Below are 16,868 nucleotides of genomic sequence, written 5' to 3' on the forward strand. Positions count from 1 at the left end.
ATTCGTCTGCTCACCCTTGAGGACGCCTCCACATGGCCCCTCCTGCGGCAATGAGATGATTGCCCTGGGGCCGGGATTGTTTGGCTGAAGGAGGATGTCGCCACCATGCTGCCGGGCAACGCCCCGGGGCAATCGACAGGCCGAGCCCGACGCCGCCAATGCCTCTCCAATTCTATGGCATGCGTTTCTCCGCGCCAAGCAGATCAGGAGGTCAGGTCATCCGCGCTCAACGCTAGAGCATATCGTCCAGGCTCCAATGGTTGTTCCATCGTGCGTCGATTTCGTCATTGACGTTCTGGTACCTGATATCGGTGGACAGGCGCAGCCGCTGACTCCTGTCCTGATTGGTCGTCGACGCGTGGATCATAAAGGGCGAGTGGAGCATGATGTCTCCCGCCTGGTAGTCCGCGGCCAACCAACGCGTATTGAAACGCTCCGCCATGTCGGGCAAGTCCTTTGAAACCCATCCGCCTTCCGTCATGTTTCGATTGTAGGCGCTTATGCGTTCCTCAGGGCTCAGATCCCCGTTCTGCTCGCTGAATTCACGTTCCATTCTGAGGCCGATCGTGTGCGATCCTTCGAGATAGACCAGGCCGCCCATTTCGACCGGAATATCGCCAAGGGGAATCCATGTGGTCACAACCCGGCTCGTGCCGCCGCGGAGATAGACGAGATCGTAATGCGCCGGCGTCACGGTTGTCGTGCCGGGCCGGACATGGCGCATGATCTTGCGCTTGTGCAAATAGGAGATGCCCGACAGAAATTCGTCCATGAAACGCGCCATGCGTGGCTGTGCGCAGAAGCCTTCATATGCAACCGACCGGACCAGAGACATGAGATATCGGTCCACTGCCCTGTTGTCCGTCACAGCCGCGCCTGCGATCCCTTCTCGCGGATCCGTTCCCTGCTCGATCAGTCCAACGCTGGCCAGATGGCCGAAAACCCAGCCGCGGAATTCGATGACGTCGTTGCGCGGCAAAAAGCCCTTCAGCCATACGTAGCCGTTCTCCTCGTAAAGACGGCGGATGGCCCCGACACCGATCGCCGGATCGGTCGGCGTCAGATATCCGAACCGATCCGGTGCCGTCGACAGGATCTTTCCGTTAGCAGTAAGGGCGGGCGTCTCCTCGCTGGATTGCGTCGTCTGTGCGGAAACCGACATTTCACTCGTCCGAAGCTTGCGTTGATAGTGTCCAGAATGTAGCGGATAAGGACACTCTCCTACATAGAGGAAAGCCATACTGGACTTTTCGCTCAGATGAGAACAGCCGAAGCAGTCTATCGATCCCCTCTCGCAGCAGCCGGCGGCCTTGCAGTCACCGGTAGTGGAAAACAGCAGGTGAGGCACGCGGTCAGGGACCGGAAGCTGCCAAGTTATGCGGTGGTTCTGGTGGAGCAAGGCCAGGGCTTTCTCGAGACCGGTGCCTGTGGCCGGCAGAGCGTGGAGGGGCCGGCGCTTTTCTGGCTTTTTCCGGGCCGACAGCATTCATATGGGCCGGATGCTTCAGGCTGGAGCGAACGGTGGGCGCTTTTCGAAGGTTCACTCGTGCGCGACTTCGTGCGACTGCGGCTCATTAGCGAACAATCCCCAATCGTGACCCTGCGCAATCTCGACCGGGTGCAGCGCCTCTTCACCAGTCTCCACGCCGATCTGCTCGACGATACGAACCTCGCCAGAGCCTCTGCCGCCGCAATTCTTCACCAGATCGTCGTGTCGGCGGCCCGGCAGGCAAGCCATGCGACACCGTCACGCCGTGACGGATCTGATATCGCCGCGATCGTCGAAGCGCTTCGCAAAAGAGCCATGCAACCACTCGACATGGCCGCATTCGCCGCCGAACATGGAATGTCGGCTGCCACGCTGCGCCGAAAGGTCACGGCAGAAATCGGACTGTCGCCAAAGGGCTTCCAGCTTCGGGTGCGCATGGATCACGCCAAGGAGTTGCTGGCAACCACCGACGACAAGATCGAGATCATTGCCGCTGGGGTCGGGATCGGCGACGCCTTTTACTTTTCGCGGCTGTTTCATGAAAGGGAAGGCTGCACGCCGCGCGAATTCCGAGCACGCTACAAGAGGACTTGAAGCGTCAATCAAAATTATTGGCGAGGACCGCTGGTTAGAATGCGAGCTTCGCTAGTTCGCGTACATATGATAAGCCTATCTTAGAAGATAATCTTTACAGTTTGCCTTCATATATGGTATGAAGTGCGTATGAGTGATCAATCGGATAAACCTCACATGGCGGATGCCGCCGCCCTCGCACAGGATCTCCGCGGCATCATGAGCAAGCTCAAACGCCGGCTGCGTGAACAGGCTAATGTCGGAGACCTGACGCCGACGCAGATTTCTGTGCTTCTGCGCCTCGATAAGGACGGGCCGGCGACGACATCAAACCTCGCGCGCGCCGAAGTCATGCGGCCGCAGTCGATGGGGGCGGTCGTCAGTGCGCTGGAGGCGGCCGGGCTTGTCGATGGCGTGCCGGACCCGGCGGATGGGCGGCAAACCATCCTGTCGCTCACCGACACCTGCCTTCGATTGATTCGGGAGGGCCGTGCCGCGCGGCAGGATTGGCTGCATCGCAAGATCGAAGCGCGACTTTCCCTGGAGGAGCAAGAGCAACTCCGGACATCCCTCGAGCTGCTGCGGCGGCTGGTCGACGATTAACAATCGACATCAACGGTTCCTCCCCCGAAATCTGCGAACAATCCGAAAAAGGAAATCCCATGGCGCTGACCGCGCTTGACGCAAAGACCGCACTTATCGTTGTCGATCTCCAGAAGGGCATCATCGGCTCACGCTTCATCCACGCCATCGGCCCGATCGTGGATAGGACGGTCGAGTTGATCAGTGCATTCCGCAAGCATCGGCTTCCCATCGTGCTCGTCAATGTTGCCGGCGTGGCGCCCGGCCGCACGGAACGACAACGACAACATGCGAGCGTCCTTTCCGAGGACTTCACCGATTTCATTCCGCAGATCGATCGACAGCCCGATGACATCGTCGTGACAAAGCGAACTTGGGGTGCTTTTGCCAGTACCGATCTGGATAGGCAGTTGAAGTCGCGAGGCGTCACACAGGTCGTCATCACCGGCGTCGCGACCGGCACGGGCGTCGAGTCGACAGCTCGACAGGCCTACGAACAGGGCTTCAATGTGACGCTTGCCATCGATGCCATGACGGACGCGCGCACCGAGGCGCACGAATACAGCATCAACCAGATCTTCCCGCGGCTCGGCGAGACCGGGACTGCCCACGACGTCATGCAACTGCTTGCAAGCCGGAGCGAATAATATGTCGATCTCTCATCTCATATCCTATTTTTTCGGCGGCGCTTTCCTGATGAACGCTGTGCCGCATGTCGTCAGCGGCGTCATGGGCAAGCCGTTCCAAACCCCCTTCGCCAGGCCGCGGGGTGAAGGACACTCGTCCTCGACGACGAACGTGGTCTGGGGCTTCTTCAATCTCTTCATTGCTTATCTGCTCCTCGTACATATCGGCGGTTTCGCACTCGATGATGTGGGAGATGCCGCCGTTGCCAGCGTGGGCGCCTTCCTGCTCGCAGTGATGATGGCGTGGCATTTCGGTCGCTTCAACGGCGGCAATACGCCCAGCCGTCCATGAAGAAGAGCCCGCTCGCCGCCACCTTCCGGTCGATGCGGCATTTCAACTATCGCGTCTGGGCAGCGGGCTCGCTGGTCTCCAATATCGGCACCTGGGTTCAGCGCACGGCCCAGGACTGGCTGGTCTTTGCAGAGCTCACCCATCATGATGCCTCGGCCGTCGGCACCGTCATGGCGCTGCAATTCGCGCCGCAGCTGCTGCTGTTGCCCTGGACGGGATATGCGGCGGACCGTTTCAACCAGCGCAAACTCCTCATCGCCACCCAGGCCACGATGGGCGGCCTCTCCCTGGCGCTCGGCGCCCTAACCGTCCTCGGCATCGTGCAGCTGTGGCACGTCTACATCTTCGCCTTCCTATTCGGCAGCGCGGCTGCCCTCGATGCTCCCGTTCGCCAGACCTTCGTCGCCGAACTCGTCGGCGACGAGAACCTGTCAAATGCGGTTGCGCTCAATTCGACCTCCTTCAACGTCGCGCGCATGGTCGGTCCAGCTGTCTCCGGCGTTGTCATCGCAGCGATCGGTACGGGCTGGGCCTTCCTGATCAACGGCGTGTCCTTCGTGGCGGTGCTCGTCTCGCTCGCCTTCCTGCGCGTCGACCAATTGCGCTCGAATGCCAGGGTGATCCGCGCCAGGGGAAACTTCGTCGAAGGGCTCCGCTACGTCCGGAGCCGGGCGGACCTCAGGGCAATGTTGCTCATGCTGTTTCTGATCGGAACCTTTGGCCTGAATTTCCCGATCTTCATATCCGCGATGGCGGTCGGCATCTTCCACGCCGACGCTGCGGGATACGGCCTCCTGTCATCAATGATGGCGATTGGAACGATTACCGGCGCCCTCCTGAACGCCGGCCGTGAAAAGGTACGCTTCCAGGGCCTTCCTGTCGGCGCCGGTGTTTTCGGGATCGGCTGCACGCTGGCGGCGTTTGCTCCCGGCTATTGGCTATTTGCCGCCGCTCTCATCGTCACCGGCATTGCGGCGCTCACCTTCACCAATACCACGAACAGCCTCATGCAGCTTTCAACAGCGCCGGCCATGCGCGGAAGAGTGATGGCGCTGCGCGTCAGCATTGCACTCGGGGGTACGCCGATCGGCGCCCCGATCGTCGGCTGGGTGGCCGATCATTACGGCCCTCGCTGGGCGCTCGGCATCGGTGCCGCTTCAGGCTTTGCCGCCGCTATCGTCGGACTTTACGCCACGATGCGACAAGCCCGACGTGAGCGAACGGATGACGACATGCAGCCAACGCCAGATAGGCCAGGTTTATGACAGTGGCAATGAAAGATCGCCATCACGCTGACACGAGCTTGGTTATGCGTCTCTCGATCACGGCTGCGCCAAGTGCCGCCAACAACGCTAGCGACGCGGATGCCAGCATTGTTCCGAGAAGCACATAGGTCGCGCCCGAGCGATCGAGCAACAAGCCGGCAGCAGAGGCTATGAGCGCTCCACCGGCAATCCTCATCGCGGTGGCTAGCCCCATGGCCGTGCCGGAAAGATCGGCACGTATGGACAGTACACTGGCGTTGGCCGCGGGCATGGTCAGGCCGTTGCCTATGCCGATGAACATGCACGGGCCGAAGAACGCAAGAATATGCGTCGTGCCCAACATCGATAAGGCGAAGCCGATCAGCAATCCCAGGCAGGTCAAGAGACGTGCGACGATAACTGTTGTGCTCAGCGCATAGCGAGCGGCGTAGCGGCCGGTCAAATAGCTGCCGAGGATAAAGCCGGCCGGCGTCATGCCCATGTAAAAGCCAAGTTCCGCGCCGGACGCCCCAAGCGACTTGGCGACAACCAGCGGCGCACCTCCGAGAAAGATATAGAACGTCCCCATGGAGCAGGCCATGCACGCGGCATGGGCCCAGAACCGCGCCGAGCTTGCCAGCGTCCCATAGGCAGCGAGGTAGTTACCCCGCGGTCTTGTGGAACGTAAGGCCGTTTCCCTGACATCGCGCATCGACAATGCGAAAATAGCCGCGCCGAGGATAGCCAGAATAAAGAAATTCGCTCGCCATCCGAATAGTTCGTCCAGCAACCCACCCAACATCGGGCCAAGCATCGGCGCGACGGCCCAGCCCATGGCAAGATAGCCGAACCTGCTTGCGGCTTTGCGATCGCTCGAGGTTTCCCGGATGATGACGAGGGCAATGGAGAAGCAGGCATCGATGGACGCCTGCATCGCCCGACACAAAAGGAATACGCCGATATTGCCGGCAAGAGCACAGCCGGCAGAGGCGGCTATGAAGATGGAGACCGCGATCAATACGACCGGTCTGCGTCCATACCGATCCGACGCCGCGCCTGCTATGAGCGCGATCAGGGCGGTTACGATCGCGTATCCTGCGACCGAAAGATTGACGAGGGCGCGATCCGCCCGGAACTCAGCAGCGATATTCGGCAGCGACGGCAGGATCATGTTTACCGGCAGTACCGCAAGCGCCGAAAGCAATATGAGAGTTGTCAATCGCGGCGGAGCGGCAGCCGGAATTTTGTCCGTTTCTCCGGTCGATTGCGTGCGCGAAGTCTCAATGGAATGATTGCCCGTCATGGCTATGTCCGTCTTGTCAGTGGGGGGAGCGTGAAATCTGACGAGGCGCGGCCCGAATTGCGGGCATAAAAAAAGGCCCCGTCAGGAGCCTGCTTACCGCGCATGGGTGCTTTCGCCGGATGGCTACACCATCCTGCCCATGCGCCCTCTTACCACGACAAGAACCATTGCGATCTTCATGACATCACAGCTAACCAGAAATCCGCACGTCGTCAATGTACCATCCATGGCGGCTGCCGTTCAGGCCGCTGACACCTTGTTCAGCCAGGCTCTAGGAGCGCTGCCGAAGCATGAAAATTCTCGTCGTGGAAGACGATCAAAAGACCGCCGAATATATTTCGCGCGGCCTGGGAGAGGCGGATTTCTGTATGGTGTATTTCACCGAAACCCGCTCGCCGACCTTGAAGGTCTCAACCTCGATGTTTTCGGGCAGTTTGATGGTCGTGCCCGTGGACAGCGTGATCTGCGCGCTGTTCTGACGAGCAGCAGATCAACACCAATTGGGAAGATAGATCACGAGGAGGTCGTGAGCCTGGGCGAGCACATCATCTCATGCGGCCTCGTGGCCGCAACGACCCGCGTTCAATCGTCTCCTACCGATCGTCTTCAGGCGGCATTCGCCTTCTCCACACGATTTCTCCCGCCGGCCTTCGCACGATAGAGCGCCTTGTCGGCAGCCTCCAGCACATGTTTGAAGTCGGTGGCGGGTTCATCCGAACACGCAACGCCGATGCTTACGGTGACATTGATGGCATTGTTATCGAACGTCAGCACCGTCGCTTCGATATCCTTGCGGATCTTTTCGGCAACGATGGCAGCAGCCCTTGTGTCTGTATTTGGTAAGAGGACGACGATCTCCTCGCCGCCGTAGCGGGCAGCGATATCGGTCTTGCGCACGGTCTGCCGTATTATGTCCGCCACCCGGGCAAGGACCGTATCGCCAAAGGAGTGCCCGTAGCTGTCGTTGATCTTCTTGAAGTGATCGATATCGAGCATGATGATCGAAAAAGGGATACGCCGGGTTCCCGCTTCCTTGCTGCAGCGATCGCCTTCACGCTGCAGCACGCGGCGATTTGGCAGCCTTGTCAGCGGATCGACGCTGGCTTCGTTCTCGAGCACGCGTTGAATGCCGATACGATACCACTCCCGCTCAAGCAGATCCGACAGCAGGAGGACGCCGAGGAAATTGGTCGCCATCGCAGGAAGCGTCGCCGAAACGAGGAGCTGATGCGCGAGCGGCGAAGGCAGGAAAGCGAGAACAATAAGCGATGCGCCGGTCGCCAGGCCAAACAAGGCAGATCGTTTCCAGCCAGTCCCGATCCATTGGCGCGGCAGCAGCGTCAAGACATATCCGGTGGTCGCAACGGCCATGATACCCACCACGCCGCCGACAGCCCCGATGCCGCCGGCTGCGAAACGAAACAAGGCCATCATGATCACCGCCACCACAGTTCCGACCGGACCGCCATAGATCGGCGTAAGGACGAGCAGAACCGAGCGGCCGTCCTGAAAGACGCCAGGCATCCAACGAATGGGATCGCTCATCGACAGGATGCCGCCCACGCCGAACAGCAACCCGACAGCGACGGATTTCAAAACGCCGCGTTCGACCGTCCGGATGACCCAGGAAAAGGCGTAGACGATGACAGCCACTTGGCCCAGGACACGCACGAAAGAGGCAAAATGCGACTCGATTTCCACAATATTGATTTCCAGCCAAAACCGACCTGTTTGCTATCTATGTTTCCCGTCTGGCGCGGTGGTCAAGCTTCGCGTTCACTTCCTTATGACATTAGCTTCAGCAGTGGATTCGCATGGGCCACGGAATACACGGCGACCGCGGCTGTGTTTCAGAACGAATTGCAACTTCAACGACATACTCCCCTCGACGGCAATCAGCCGGGAGGTGTTTCCTCCGCGTCGAAACGCACGGACCGGGCATTCTGCTCGCCTGCAGCAGCCTGCCCCGATAATGGAGGCTTCCACGCAAGCGCCCGCTCAATCCACAGGCATGAGTTCATCTTTCATCGACCCGGAAGTAATACCTCCTCCTCGCCTTCGATCAGCCTGAGGCTGCGCCGCAAGCTCTGCGGCGGTTGGCCAAAGAAGCGAAGGAATGCGCGACGCATGCGGTCGCGATCGGCAAAACCAGTATCGCGCGCCACGACATCCATGGAGTGACGGCCTTCTTCGAGCATGATCTTGGCCGCCTCCAGCCTCAGCCGTTCGACGGCCTTGGCGGGCGACTGGCCGGTTTCCTCGCGAAAGATGCGGCTGAACTGACGCGCGCTAAGGCTTGCCGCCTCGGCTAGTTCCTCGACCGTCAGGGGATTGCGGAGATGCTCCTTGGCATGGACCAGGGCGCGACGAACCCGATCCGAACGCGGCTCCAGTTCCAACAGGGCCGAGAACTGCGACTGCCCGCCGGGGCGCCGATGATAAACAACCATTTTACGGGCGATCGCGCGGGCGAGTTCTACCCCGTGGTCGTCTTCGATCAGTGCCAGCGTCAGATCGATGGCGGAGCTCATGCCGGCCGAGGTCCAGATATTGCCATCGACAACGAAGATCCGGTCTTCATCCACCTTGATCGAGGGGAAGCGCTCCTGGAGAGTGCGGGCATGTATCCAGTGCGTGGTGGCAGTCCTGCCGTCGAGAAGCCCGGCCTCCGCCAAAAGGAATGCGCCGGTACATACGCCGGCGACACGACGCGACTCCAGGCCCGCAGCCGCAATGTAATTCCGAAGGGCGGGAGTGATGGGACGAGGCACCATTTCCCCGATCACCATGAGCGTATCGGGGAAGTCGCCCAGCGCCTGTGTCTCGATACCTATGCCGAGCGAAGAGCGGATCGTGCCTCCCCTCTCCGACATGACGCTCAATCGATAGGCTTCATGGCCGAGATCGGCATTGGCAAATTCAAACGCCGTCAGCGCCGCCATCCCCATCACTTGAAACCCGTCTTCCATGATGAAGCCGATCTGTCTCATGCGCATCTCCAGACGTTTGTCCGTTTTTGCCGGTTATATGACATTTGAGACATTGCCGTCCAGCGTTACCATTCTGTCATTCTTAAAAACAAAAACCCTTCGAAGCAGGACAAGGACAGTACAATGATCACCTCCCATGGAACCGTTCTCATCACCGGCGCATCGTCTGGCATCGGCGCCGTCTATGCTGACAGATTCGCAGCACGCGGCCACGATCTCATCCTCGTCGCACGCAATAGGCAAAAGCTCGACGCCGTCGCCGACAGGCTTGCCGGCCGGTACGGAGTGAAGGTTCGCACGATCGTCGCAGACCTGACCGATGGCGCCCAGCGCGACCAAGTCGAAGCGACCCTGAAAACGGACAGTACGATCACCCATCTCGTCAACAATGCCGGCTTCGGCAGCGCCGCACCGCTCGCCTCGGCATCGGTCGACGACATGCAAAGCATGATCGACATCAATGTTACGGCACTCACACGATTGACCTATGCCGCCGTGCCAGGGTTCGTTGCGCGTGGCAAAGGCACCATCATCAACATCTCCTCCATCGTCGCCATTGCGCCGGAGTTGCTGAACGGTGTTTACGGAGGGACGAAGGCATTCGTATTGTCTTTCAGCCATTCGCTGCGCAAGGAACTCAAAGACACCGGCGTTCATGTGCAGGTCGTGATGCCCGGCGCTACGGCGACTGAATTCTGGGATGTTGCCGGCTTGCCGTCCAGCAACTTGCCGAGCGAGTGGGTCATGTCAACCGAGGATCTCGTCGATGCGGCCCTCGTGGGCCTCGACCGGGCCGAGTTTGCAACGATACCCTCACTGATGGACGCGGCAGAATACGATGCCTGGGAAGCGACACGACAGGTTATGCTACCGCATCTTTCAAGCGCTGTTCAGGCCGAGCGCTACCGGTCAAAGTGATAGGGCCTAAGTGCATGGAGTGACCGATCGAGAAGCGCCGGATAACACCATGGCGCTTCAATATCGGGCTCACTCCTTCCGAATGAACTGGACAGGTTGGCATCCGGATTTCCGCGTCAACCTGGACTGCCTATTTGGTCAGAACGACATGGGTCGCATGAGCGGTTGCGACATGCTCGCTGACGCGGAAGCCAAGGGCGGGCAGGTCAATTCCCTCGAACATAGCCTCACCCTTGCCAAGCACGACCGGCGAGATTGCAAAATGGACCTCGTCAATCAGACCGGCACTCAGATATTGGCGCACTGTGCTGACGCCGCCGCCGATCTTCACATCCCTGCCACCGGCAGCAGCCTTTGCTTGCGCAAGCGCCGCCTCAATGCCGCCCGTGACGAAATGGAATGTCGTGCCGCCCTCCATCTCGATTGATGGGCGAGGATAATGCGTCAGTATGTAGGTTGGGGTATGGTATGGAGGATTATTTCCCCACCATCCTTTCCAGCTATCATCCGGCCATTCGCCGCGGATCGGGCCAAACATGTTTCGGCCAAGAATGAAGGCGCCGAAATTGGCCATCCCCCGCGCGGCATAGTCATCGTCCACATCGGTCGAGCCCTCCTCCTTCCCGAACATCTGCTGGAACGTGCGCGTGCGGAAAAACCAGCTGTGAAGCTCCATTCCACGCTTGCCCAGCGGATCATTGAGGCTCTGCTCGGGTCCCGCACCAAAACCGTCAACGGAGAGGGAAAATGCTGCAACTCGCACCTTGCTCATGACGTCCTCCATCTGATTGCATTTCGCAACTGACTATGATGTCGCATATCTGATGCAATAACGCAACTGGTTTTATTATCGAGACAGTTTTTTGAACTTCGTATATTTTTCTCGCTTCTGATGTTTTCGACATCAAAGCCGTTGCCCGGAAGAGCATAGGAACCGCTGCGGCGCTTGCTCAACACATGACGCACAGTAAACATGCGGCACGTTACCTAGGATTGTTCGCGCCCGCTCCGTAACGCAGGCCATCGATGAGCAGCGCTACCATCCGCCGCGCGTGATCAGGCCCGACATTATGGGCTGGCGTGCAGAGCCTTGCGACCGCATGCAGCAGGTCGTTCGGCTCGACCCCGGCCCGTATCTCGCCCGCCGCAGCGGCGGCATCCAGCAATGATTCCAGCGCTGGACGCAGCCGCTTGTCGAAATAGGCCGGCAAGGCTTCGTAGGCCGGATCGCCGGAATGAAGTGCAGCGGCCAATCCACGCTTGGCCGAGATGAAGTCGACAAAACGCTGCATCCACCGCGCCAGCGCTTCGCCGGGATCGTACTCCCCGGCCAAAACGGATGCCGCGTCCGCACAGGCATCGATCTCGCGACGGAAGACCGCCTTGATGAGGTCGGAGCGCTGCGGAAAGTGGCGATAGACCGTGCCGACGCCGACGCCGGCAGTCTTTGCGATTTCACGCACGGGAGCGTCCACCCCGGAAGCTGCGAACACCGCCATGGCCGCCCGCAGCAGCCCGTCGAGATTGCGCTGGGCGTCAGCGCGTACGCGCCGATCTGTCGAGCCCGTTGGCTCCCCGACATCATCCCGCTCGTCGATTTTATCGCTCATGCATTTTTCCATTTGCTAAACGGAACATTGTTCCGTATAAACCGGAATAGCGTTCCGTTTATCTTTCTAACACAGGACAGTGGCGCTTGCCACAGATCGCTGCGCCAAAGGAGAATGATTGTGCAGGACAAACCCGTCGCCCTCGTCACCGGGGCCAACCAAGGGATCGGTCTTCAAATCGCCAGGGAACTCGCGGCTAACGGCTACACTGTGCTCGTCGGATCGCGAAACCTCGAGCGTGGTGAAGAGGCAGCCAAAAGCATCGGAGCGGATGCCCGTGCCCTCCAGCTCGATGTCACCGATCAGGCCTCCATCGCCGCAGTAGCGGAGCGCATCCGGATCGAGCTTGGCCGCCTTGACCTGCTTGTCAACAACGCGGCCATCTCGCATGCGGGAAGGCCGGGCAGATCGCTCGCCGAGATACTGCAGTCGAGCCGCGCCAGCGTTGCGTCACTCGACGAGGTGCGCGCTGTTTTCGAGACGAATGTGTTCGGGGTCATTGCCGTCACACAGGCGATACTTCCTTTGCTGCGTGAAGCACCTGCAGGGCGCATCGTCAATGTAACGAGCGGCGTCGGCTCGCTGACGTTGAACGCTGACCCGAACTTTCCCTATCGCTCGGGATTCGGCGTCGTCTACGCCGCATCGAAGACTGCCCTCAATGCGATCACGCTTTCCTTCGCGATTGAACTCGAATCGACAAACATCAAGGTCAATGCCGCAGGTCCGGGCTTCACCGCAACCGCCCTCAACAACTTCGAGGGCATCGAGACGGTCGAACAGGGTGCCCGCAACCCCGTGCGCGTCGCCCTCGACGTGAACGGCCCGACGGGCACGTTTACGAGCGCGGAAGGCCCGCTCCCTTGGTGATGCGCGCGCGGGAAATTTGACGCAGCAGGTGGGCACCGCCCCGGATCACTGAACAGAAGAAGGAATAGACCATGCAATATCGCACGCTGGGAAAAACCGGCATCAAAGTCAGCCCTTATTGCCTCGGCGCGATGATGTTCGGCGCCGCCGGCAATCCCGATCACGACGAAGGCATCCGGATCATCCACAAGGCCCTGGATGCAGGCATCAACTTCATCGACACCGCCGATGCGTATAGCCGAGGTGAATCGGAAGAGATCGTGGGCAAGGCGCTCAAGGGCAGGCGCGATAATATCGTGCTGGCCACGAAGGCGCATATCCCGATGGGTGACGATCCTAACCAACAGGGCAATTCGCGGCGCTGGCTCATGCGCGCCGTGGAGGACTCCTTGCGCCGGTTGCAGACCGACCACATCGACCTCTTCCAGATCCATCGGCCGGCACCGGATACCGACATCGAGGAAACCCTTTCCGCCCTCACCGACCTGATGCGGGCGGGGAAAGTGCGCGCCATCGGCTCTTCGACATTCCCGGTCTCGGAGATCATCGAAGCGCAGTGGATCGCGGAACGGCGCGGGCTGGCGCGCTTCCGCACCGAACAGCCGCCCTATTCCATCCTGAACCGCGGCATCGAACGCGAGGTACTGCCTGCCTGTGAGCGCTACGGAATGGGTGCGATGGTCTGGAGCCCGCTGGCGATGGGCATGCTCACCGGCCGCTACCGCAAGGGCGAACCACAGCCCGATAGCGGACGCGCCAGACGTTTTCCGAAGCAGATGTCCGACGAACGCAGGCTGGACGCGGTCGAGCAGCTTATTCCCCTGGCGCAGGAAGCAGGGCTGCCGCTGGCGCATATGGCCTTGGGTTTCGTGATGGCACATCCCGGCGTCACATCCGCAATAATCGGTCCTCGCAAGATGGAGCACTTCGACGATCTGCTCGCGGCCTCCGAGGTCCGATTGACCGACGAGATCCTTGATCAGATCGACGCGATCGTCCCACCCGGCACCGATATCGGGCCGCTTGAGGCGAACTACAATCCGCCGGCGATTTTGAAGGCGGCGTTGCGCCGCAGGTCTATGACCGACCGCGCCGCCGCATAGGCAAGGCAAAGACCCCGTGTCCTGGAACCTTAGGACACGGCTGCCGGCCGGAGGAATACCATGAGGAGGAAGCTACATCGCTTGACATAAGCAGCACGGCCGAGAACATGGCGCGACTTTGTATTTGCCGATCTCCTCAATCAGAGAACCGTAAAGATGCGCTCCTTCCTGCTGTTGCCTCTCCTCTTCTCTTTCGCCCCTCTTTCCGCTGCGGCGGCCGGAACCCCATGTGCCGAGCTTGTCGACAGCAGCGCAGTCGTCCAACATAGGGATGGCTTTGCCATCTCCGAACTGCACGATGGCTGTGCGGTGACAAACGGACTTTTCAAGTCCGGCAACAGAATGGGATGGACTTTCGATCGCGCGGAATTGAAGGGCGACGACCTTGTCGCCTTCCTCAAGACCATCGCCAGCAAGCCCAACCATGTTCCCACCTGGGGACGATTCTCCGTCGAAGGCATGCGCTTTACACCGCTGTTGGACAATGCGCTTGCCAACTACATCGCCACGGCCCAGCAATGGCCGATGGATATTTCGGGCGCATTTCGCTTCGACCCCAAGGACGGCTATCTGGACATTCAGGAGTTGGACCTCACCAATCTACGCCTCGGCAAAGCGTCCCTATCGGCTGAGCTCACCCTGCCCAAAGACACGAATGTGCAGACATTGACCCAAGGCGGTTCTGTCGGCCTGACGCATCTGCGCTTCCGGCTCGATAATCAGGGTCTGTTCGAGGGAATGGCCGTCCCGTCGCTTGCCGCATTTCAACAGCAGCTGACGGGCGCGGACGATCCCGAGCAGGGCATCAACCAATTGCGCGGCAACGCCGTGGCGGCCCTACAGATTCTTCCGGACAACCAGATCGACGCGGAATCAAAAAAGGCCCTACTTCGCTTCGTGCAGGATCTGCCGCATCCGACGGGCTTCTTTACCCTCGATCTCGCCTTCGACAAACCCTTGCAAATCGGCTCGCTCGGTCTCGACGCCACACAACTGGCCCGGACCGCTTTGGCAGGTGCAAAGATTTCGGTCAGCTACAAAGCGCGCTGACGCCAAGCGGCGATCGGTCTTCAGATGGACTTCACCTCGCCGCCATCCATGTGCAAGGTCAAGCTGGTCATCCAACGCGCAGCCGGCGAGACCAGAAAGGCCATCAGTTCGGCAATCTCCTCTAGTTCGCCATAACGAGCGATGCCCGCCTCCTGCGGAAACCGGGTGGTTGCCTCCTCAAGGGTGACAGCGTGCAAAGGCGCTCAATGCTCGAGATAGGACCGGCGCCGACCGGTCATGACGGCTTTGGCCGTATGCGCGACAAGCACCAGCGCGGAAAAGTCTTTCCCGAGGCGGACGGCGCTTGCCTGGCCAATGCCCTGGCTGGCGTCCGTGATGATAGCGACTGAATGAGACATATCATCGTTCCCTATAAACGAAGGCTGGACGCACGCGATCACCCGCCGGCAGCGCGCCGGCGGGTGATCGTTCAGATCTCAGCCGAGGAAATCGCGGATAGCGGCGGCAATCTCGACCGCATGGGTTTCGAGCGCGAAGTGGCCGGTGTCGAAGAATTTGACGGTGGCGTCCGGAATATCCCGGCGGAAGGCTTCCGCTCCAGGCGGCAGGAAGAACGGATCGTTCTGGCCCCAGACCGCCAGGAAACGTGGCTTGTGGGTGCGGAAATAGGTCTGAAAGGCGGGATAGAGTGCCACATTGCTCTTGTAGTCGCCGAAGAGATCGAGCTGCACATCCACCGCACCCGGCCGCGTCATATAGAAACTGTCGAGTGAATAGCCGTCAGGAGAGACCTTGGCGATATCCGGGGCACCATGCGTGTACTGCCACGCTATCGATTCCGGTTCGAGGAAAGGCTTCAGCGCATTGCGATTTTCTTCCGACGCATCCTGCCAATAGGCCTGGATCGGGTTCCAGCCTTCGCTCAGGCCCTCTTCATAGGCATTGCCGTTCTGCGAAATGATCGCCGTAATCCGCTCCGGATGCTTTACCGCCAAGCGGAAACCGGTCGGCGCGCCGTAGTCGAAGACATAGACGGCATAGCGATCGAAACCGACGATCTCGGTAAAGCGATCGATTGTTTCGGCGATGCTGTCGAAGCTGTGGCCACGTCCCGGCAGGTCGGACTGGCCGAAACCTGGAAGGTCCGGCGCGATGATGTGATAGCGATCGGCGAGCAGGGGGATGAGATCGCGGAACATGTGGCCGGAGCTCGGGAAGCCGTGCAGCAGCAGGAGCTTCGGCTTATCAGGCGAACCCGCCTCGCGGTAGAAGACTTTGACGCCGTCGACGTTGATGGTGCGATAGCTGACGTTGGTCATGACAAGGTCCTTTCGTTAACCTTCTAATTCAATTTTTACCGGTTACTTTTCCCGCGTTCACGCGCCGGCCACTGCGGCGGCAGCATCGCGGATGACCTCGACGACAGCCTCGGGTGCTGTCGTCATCGGCGTATGATCGACCGGAAACGAGCGCTGCGTGGCCTGCATGCGCTCGGCCATGAAGTGTTGATTGGCAGCGCTGATCATTCGATCCTCTTCGGCGATCAGGAACCAGGCCGGACGGCCCTTCCAGAGCGGGCGCGGCACAGGAACGGTAATGCAGGCGGGCGATATCGGCCGCTGGGCGGCGGCGAGGACGGCCAGTTCCTCGCCCCTCGCATTCTGGGCATAGGCCGCTGCAAAGGCCTCATGGGGAAGGTAGATGAAGCCGTGGCTATCGGGCGCCAGCTTCGGCGCCTGCGGATGAGGTTCGCCGCGATAAAACACATCGGCCACAGTCTCGCCCTCCTCCGGTGCAAGCGCGGCAACATAGACCAGCGCCTTGACCTTCTCGCTCCGCACGCTGGCGATGACCGCTCCGGCATAGGCGTGGCCGACCAGAACGACCGGAGCCGTCACACGCTCCAAGGCGCGCTCCAGGGCGGCGATATCATCAGCAAACGAGGTCAGCGGCAGCGGGGCGGCAGTCACCGCAAAACCGCTGGCCGAAAGCGGAGCAATGACCTTTGCCCAACCCGAACCATCGCCCCACGCACCGTGGACGAGAACAATATCGACATTCTGCAAGGATATCTTCTGCGGTGACATCGGCCTTCTCCCTATGACCTGAAATTGAGTAACCATTTAAGATGCTCCAATGGGGTTACGCTCGACATGCGTAACTTGTCAAGAGCCTTTTAGCAGGTTATATGCTATTC

20 protein-coding genes are annotated in these 16,868 nt (G+C 60.0%); 9 read left to right on the top strand and 11 right to left on the bottom strand.

Going from position 1 to position 16,868, the window contains the following annotated elements:
- Positions 1-232 precede the first annotated feature (232 nt).
- Positions 233-1,162: a phytanoyl-CoA dioxygenase family protein gene (locus tag GA0061101_RS11610; RefSeq protein ID WP_037192912.1), complete on the bottom strand. Its 930-nt coding sequence runs from the start codon at positions 1,160-1,162 to the stop codon at positions 233-235.
- A gap of 96 nt (positions 1,163-1,258) precedes the next feature.
- Between GA0061101_RS11610 and GA0061101_RS11615 the strand changes: the two genes are divergently transcribed.
- The 5 genes from GA0061101_RS11615 to GA0061101_RS11635 all read left to right on the top strand — a co-directional run bounded on the left by GA0061101_RS11615 (position 1,259) and on the right by GA0061101_RS11635 (position 4,887).
- A complete protein-coding gene (locus GA0061101_RS11615) occupies positions 1,259-2,083 on the top strand; it encodes a helix-turn-helix domain-containing protein (protein WP_037192915.1) in 825 nt (274 codons plus the stop codon).
- A 156-nt stretch (positions 2,084-2,239) separates the two neighbouring features.
- Complete coding sequence (locus GA0061101_RS11620) at positions 2,240-2,665, top strand: MarR family winged helix-turn-helix transcriptional regulator (protein ID WP_245297466.1); 426 nt, start codon at positions 2,240-2,242, stop codon at positions 2,663-2,665.
- 59 nt (positions 2,666-2,724) lie between these two features.
- The gene (locus GA0061101_RS11625; RefSeq protein WP_037192919.1) at positions 2,725-3,291 is read left to right on the top strand and encodes an isochorismatase family protein; all 567 of its coding nucleotides are present in this window, start codon (positions 2,725-2,727) and stop codon (positions 3,289-3,291) included.
- Between the two features lies 1 nt (position 3,292).
- A complete protein-coding gene (locus GA0061101_RS11630; protein WP_037192921.1) occupies positions 3,293-3,622 on the top strand; it encodes a hypothetical protein in 330 nt (109 codons plus the stop codon).
- Positions 3,619-4,887: an MFS transporter gene (locus GA0061101_RS11635; RefSeq protein WP_051963323.1), complete on the top strand. Its 1,269-nt coding sequence runs from the start codon at positions 3,619-3,621 to the stop codon at positions 4,885-4,887. The genes GA0061101_RS11630 and GA0061101_RS11635 overlap by 4 nt, the downstream gene beginning before the upstream one ends.
- Positions 4,888-4,909: 22 nt before the next feature.
- Here GA0061101_RS11635 and GA0061101_RS11640 read toward each other — a convergent pair whose 3' ends face one another.
- From GA0061101_RS11640 to GA0061101_RS11660, 4 genes are all read right to left on the bottom strand, one after another.
- On the bottom strand, positions 4,910-6,169 hold the full coding sequence (locus GA0061101_RS11640; RefSeq protein WP_037192925.1) for an MFS transporter: 1,260 nt from the start codon (positions 6,167-6,169) through the stop codon (positions 4,910-4,912).
- Positions 6,170-6,485: 316 nt separating this feature from the next.
- Positions 6,486-6,632 carry a DUF1344 domain-containing protein gene (locus GA0061101_RS41035; RefSeq protein ID WP_080760602.1) on the bottom strand — a complete coding sequence of 49 codons (147 nt, stop codon included), beginning with the start codon at positions 6,630-6,632 and terminating at the stop codon, positions 6,486-6,488.
- A 143-nt stretch (positions 6,633-6,775) separates the two neighbouring features.
- Complete coding sequence (locus GA0061101_RS11655) at positions 6,776-7,870, bottom strand: diguanylate cyclase (protein WP_037192930.1); 1,095 nt, start codon at positions 7,868-7,870, stop codon at positions 6,776-6,778.
- 323 nt (positions 7,871-8,193) lie between these two features.
- Complete coding sequence (locus tag GA0061101_RS11660) at positions 8,194-9,159, bottom strand: GlxA family transcriptional regulator (RefSeq protein WP_037192933.1); 966 nt, start codon at positions 9,157-9,159, stop codon at positions 8,194-8,196.
- A 123-nt stretch (positions 9,160-9,282) separates the two neighbouring features.
- Between GA0061101_RS11660 and GA0061101_RS11665 the strand changes: the two genes are divergently transcribed.
- Positions 9,283-10,077 carry an SDR family NAD(P)-dependent oxidoreductase gene (locus GA0061101_RS11665; protein WP_037192935.1) on the top strand — a complete coding sequence of 265 codons (795 nt, stop codon included), beginning with the start codon at positions 9,283-9,285 and terminating at the stop codon, positions 10,075-10,077.
- A gap of 130 nt (positions 10,078-10,207) precedes the next feature.
- Here the strand turns inward: GA0061101_RS11665 and GA0061101_RS11670 are convergent, their stop codons facing one another.
- The gene (locus GA0061101_RS11670; RefSeq protein WP_037193338.1) at positions 10,208-10,849 is read right to left on the bottom strand and encodes a dihydrofolate reductase family protein; all 642 of its coding nucleotides are present in this window, start codon (positions 10,847-10,849) and stop codon (positions 10,208-10,210) included.
- Positions 10,850-11,060: 211 nt separating this feature from the next.
- On the bottom strand, positions 11,061-11,687 hold the full coding sequence (locus GA0061101_RS11675) for a TetR/AcrR family transcriptional regulator (protein ID WP_037192937.1): 627 nt from the start codon (positions 11,685-11,687) through the stop codon (positions 11,061-11,063).
- Between the two features lie 114 nt (positions 11,688-11,801).
- Here GA0061101_RS11675 and GA0061101_RS11680 point away from each other — a divergent pair, with 114 nt between their 5' ends.
- From GA0061101_RS11680 to GA0061101_RS11690, 3 genes are all read left to right on the top strand, one after another.
- Positions 11,802-12,557: an SDR family NAD(P)-dependent oxidoreductase gene (locus GA0061101_RS11680; protein WP_197072730.1), complete on the top strand. Its 756-nt coding sequence runs from the start codon at positions 11,802-11,804 to the stop codon at positions 12,555-12,557.
- A gap of 71 nt (positions 12,558-12,628) precedes the next feature.
- A complete protein-coding gene (locus GA0061101_RS11685; RefSeq protein WP_037192941.1) occupies positions 12,629-13,660 on the top strand; it encodes an aldo/keto reductase in 1,032 nt (343 codons plus the stop codon).
- Positions 13,661-13,816: 156 nt separating this feature from the next.
- Entirely contained in the window at positions 13,817-14,710 is an 894-nt protein-coding gene (locus tag GA0061101_RS11690; protein WP_037192943.1) for a hypothetical protein, read from the top strand.
- Between the two features lie 20 nt (positions 14,711-14,730).
- On the opposite strand, the gene GA0061101_RS11695 is transcribed toward GA0061101_RS11690, so the two are convergent.
- From GA0061101_RS11695 to GA0061101_RS11705, 4 genes are all read right to left on the bottom strand, one after another.
- A complete protein-coding gene (locus GA0061101_RS11695; RefSeq protein WP_234903856.1) occupies positions 14,731-14,907 on the bottom strand; it encodes an SDR family oxidoreductase in 177 nt (58 codons plus the stop codon).
- Between the two features lie 6 nt (positions 14,908-14,913).
- Positions 14,914-15,069, bottom strand: a complete 156-nt coding sequence (locus GA0061101_RS41040) for a hypothetical protein (RefSeq protein ID WP_234903857.1) — start codon at positions 15,067-15,069, stop codon at positions 14,914-14,916.
- Between the two features lie 78 nt (positions 15,070-15,147).
- The gene (locus GA0061101_RS11700; protein ID WP_037192945.1) at positions 15,148-15,990 is read right to left on the bottom strand and encodes an alpha/beta fold hydrolase; all 843 of its coding nucleotides are present in this window, start codon (positions 15,988-15,990) and stop codon (positions 15,148-15,150) included.
- Between the two features lie 57 nt (positions 15,991-16,047).
- Positions 16,048-16,758: an alpha/beta fold hydrolase gene (locus tag GA0061101_RS11705; RefSeq protein WP_202032779.1), complete on the bottom strand. Its 711-nt coding sequence runs from the start codon at positions 16,756-16,758 to the stop codon at positions 16,048-16,050.
- Positions 16,759-16,868: the final 110 nt, after the last annotated feature.

The sequence above is a fragment of the Martinezella lusitana genome, assembly GCF_900094565.1.
Classification (GTDB): Bacteria; Pseudomonadota; Alphaproteobacteria; order Rhizobiales; family Rhizobiaceae; genus Rhizobium; species Rhizobium lusitanum.

What these genes read in the sequence shown, in the direction of transcription:
- GA0061101_RS11610 (WP_037192912.1), bottom strand. Translation starts at nt 1,162, where the DNA reads ATGTCGGTTTCCGCACAGACGACGCAATCCAGCGAGGAGACGCCCGCC.
- GA0061101_RS11615 (WP_037192915.1), top strand. Translation starts at nt 1,259, where the DNA reads ATGAGAACAGCCGAAGCAGTCTATCGATCCCCTCTCGCAGCAGCCGGC.
- GA0061101_RS11620 (WP_245297466.1), top strand. Translation starts at nt 2,240, where the DNA reads ATGGCGGATGCCGCCGCCCTCGCACAGGATCTCCGCGGCATCATGAGC.
- GA0061101_RS11625 (WP_037192919.1), top strand. Translation starts at nt 2,725, where the DNA reads ATGGCGCTGACCGCGCTTGACGCAAAGACCGCACTTATCGTTGTCGAT.
- GA0061101_RS11630 (WP_037192921.1), top strand. Translation starts at nt 3,293, where the DNA reads ATGTCGATCTCTCATCTCATATCCTATTTTTTCGGCGGCGCTTTCCTG.
- GA0061101_RS11635 (WP_051963323.1), top strand. Translation starts at nt 3,619, where the DNA reads ATGAAGAAGAGCCCGCTCGCCGCCACCTTCCGGTCGATGCGGCATTTC.
- GA0061101_RS11640 (WP_037192925.1), bottom strand. Translation starts at nt 6,169, where the DNA reads ATGACGGGCAATCATTCCATTGAGACTTCGCGCACGCAATCGACCGGA.
- GA0061101_RS11660 (WP_037192933.1), bottom strand. Translation starts at nt 9,159, where the DNA reads ATGAGACAGATCGGCTTCATCATGGAAGACGGGTTTCAAGTGATGGGG.
- GA0061101_RS11665 (WP_037192935.1), top strand. Translation starts at nt 9,283, where the DNA reads ATGATCACCTCCCATGGAACCGTTCTCATCACCGGCGCATCGTCTGGC.
- GA0061101_RS11670 (WP_037193338.1), bottom strand. Translation starts at nt 10,849, where the DNA reads ATGAGCAAGGTGCGAGTTGCAGCATTTTCCCTCTCCGTTGACGGTTTT.
- GA0061101_RS11675 (WP_037192937.1), bottom strand. Translation starts at nt 11,687, where the DNA reads ATGAGCGATAAAATCGACGAGCGGGATGATGTCGGGGAGCCAACGGGC.
- GA0061101_RS11680 (WP_197072730.1), top strand. Translation starts at nt 11,802, where the DNA reads ATGATTGTGCAGGACAAACCCGTCGCCCTCGTCACCGGGGCCAACCAA.
- GA0061101_RS11685 (WP_037192941.1), top strand. Translation starts at nt 12,629, where the DNA reads ATGCAATATCGCACGCTGGGAAAAACCGGCATCAAAGTCAGCCCTTAT.
- GA0061101_RS11690 (WP_037192943.1), top strand. Translation starts at nt 13,817, where the DNA reads ATGCGCTCCTTCCTGCTGTTGCCTCTCCTCTTCTCTTTCGCCCCTCTT.
- GA0061101_RS41040 (WP_234903857.1), bottom strand. Translation starts at nt 15,069, where the DNA reads ATGTCTCATTCAGTCGCTATCATCACGGACGCCAGCCAGGGCATTGGC.
- GA0061101_RS11700 (WP_037192945.1), bottom strand. Translation starts at nt 15,990, where the DNA reads ATGACCAACGTCAGCTATCGCACCATCAACGTCGACGGCGTCAAAGTC.
- GA0061101_RS11705 (WP_202032779.1), bottom strand. Translation starts at nt 16,758, where the DNA reads ATGTCACCGCAGAAGATATCCTTGCAGAATGTCGATATTGTTCTCGTC.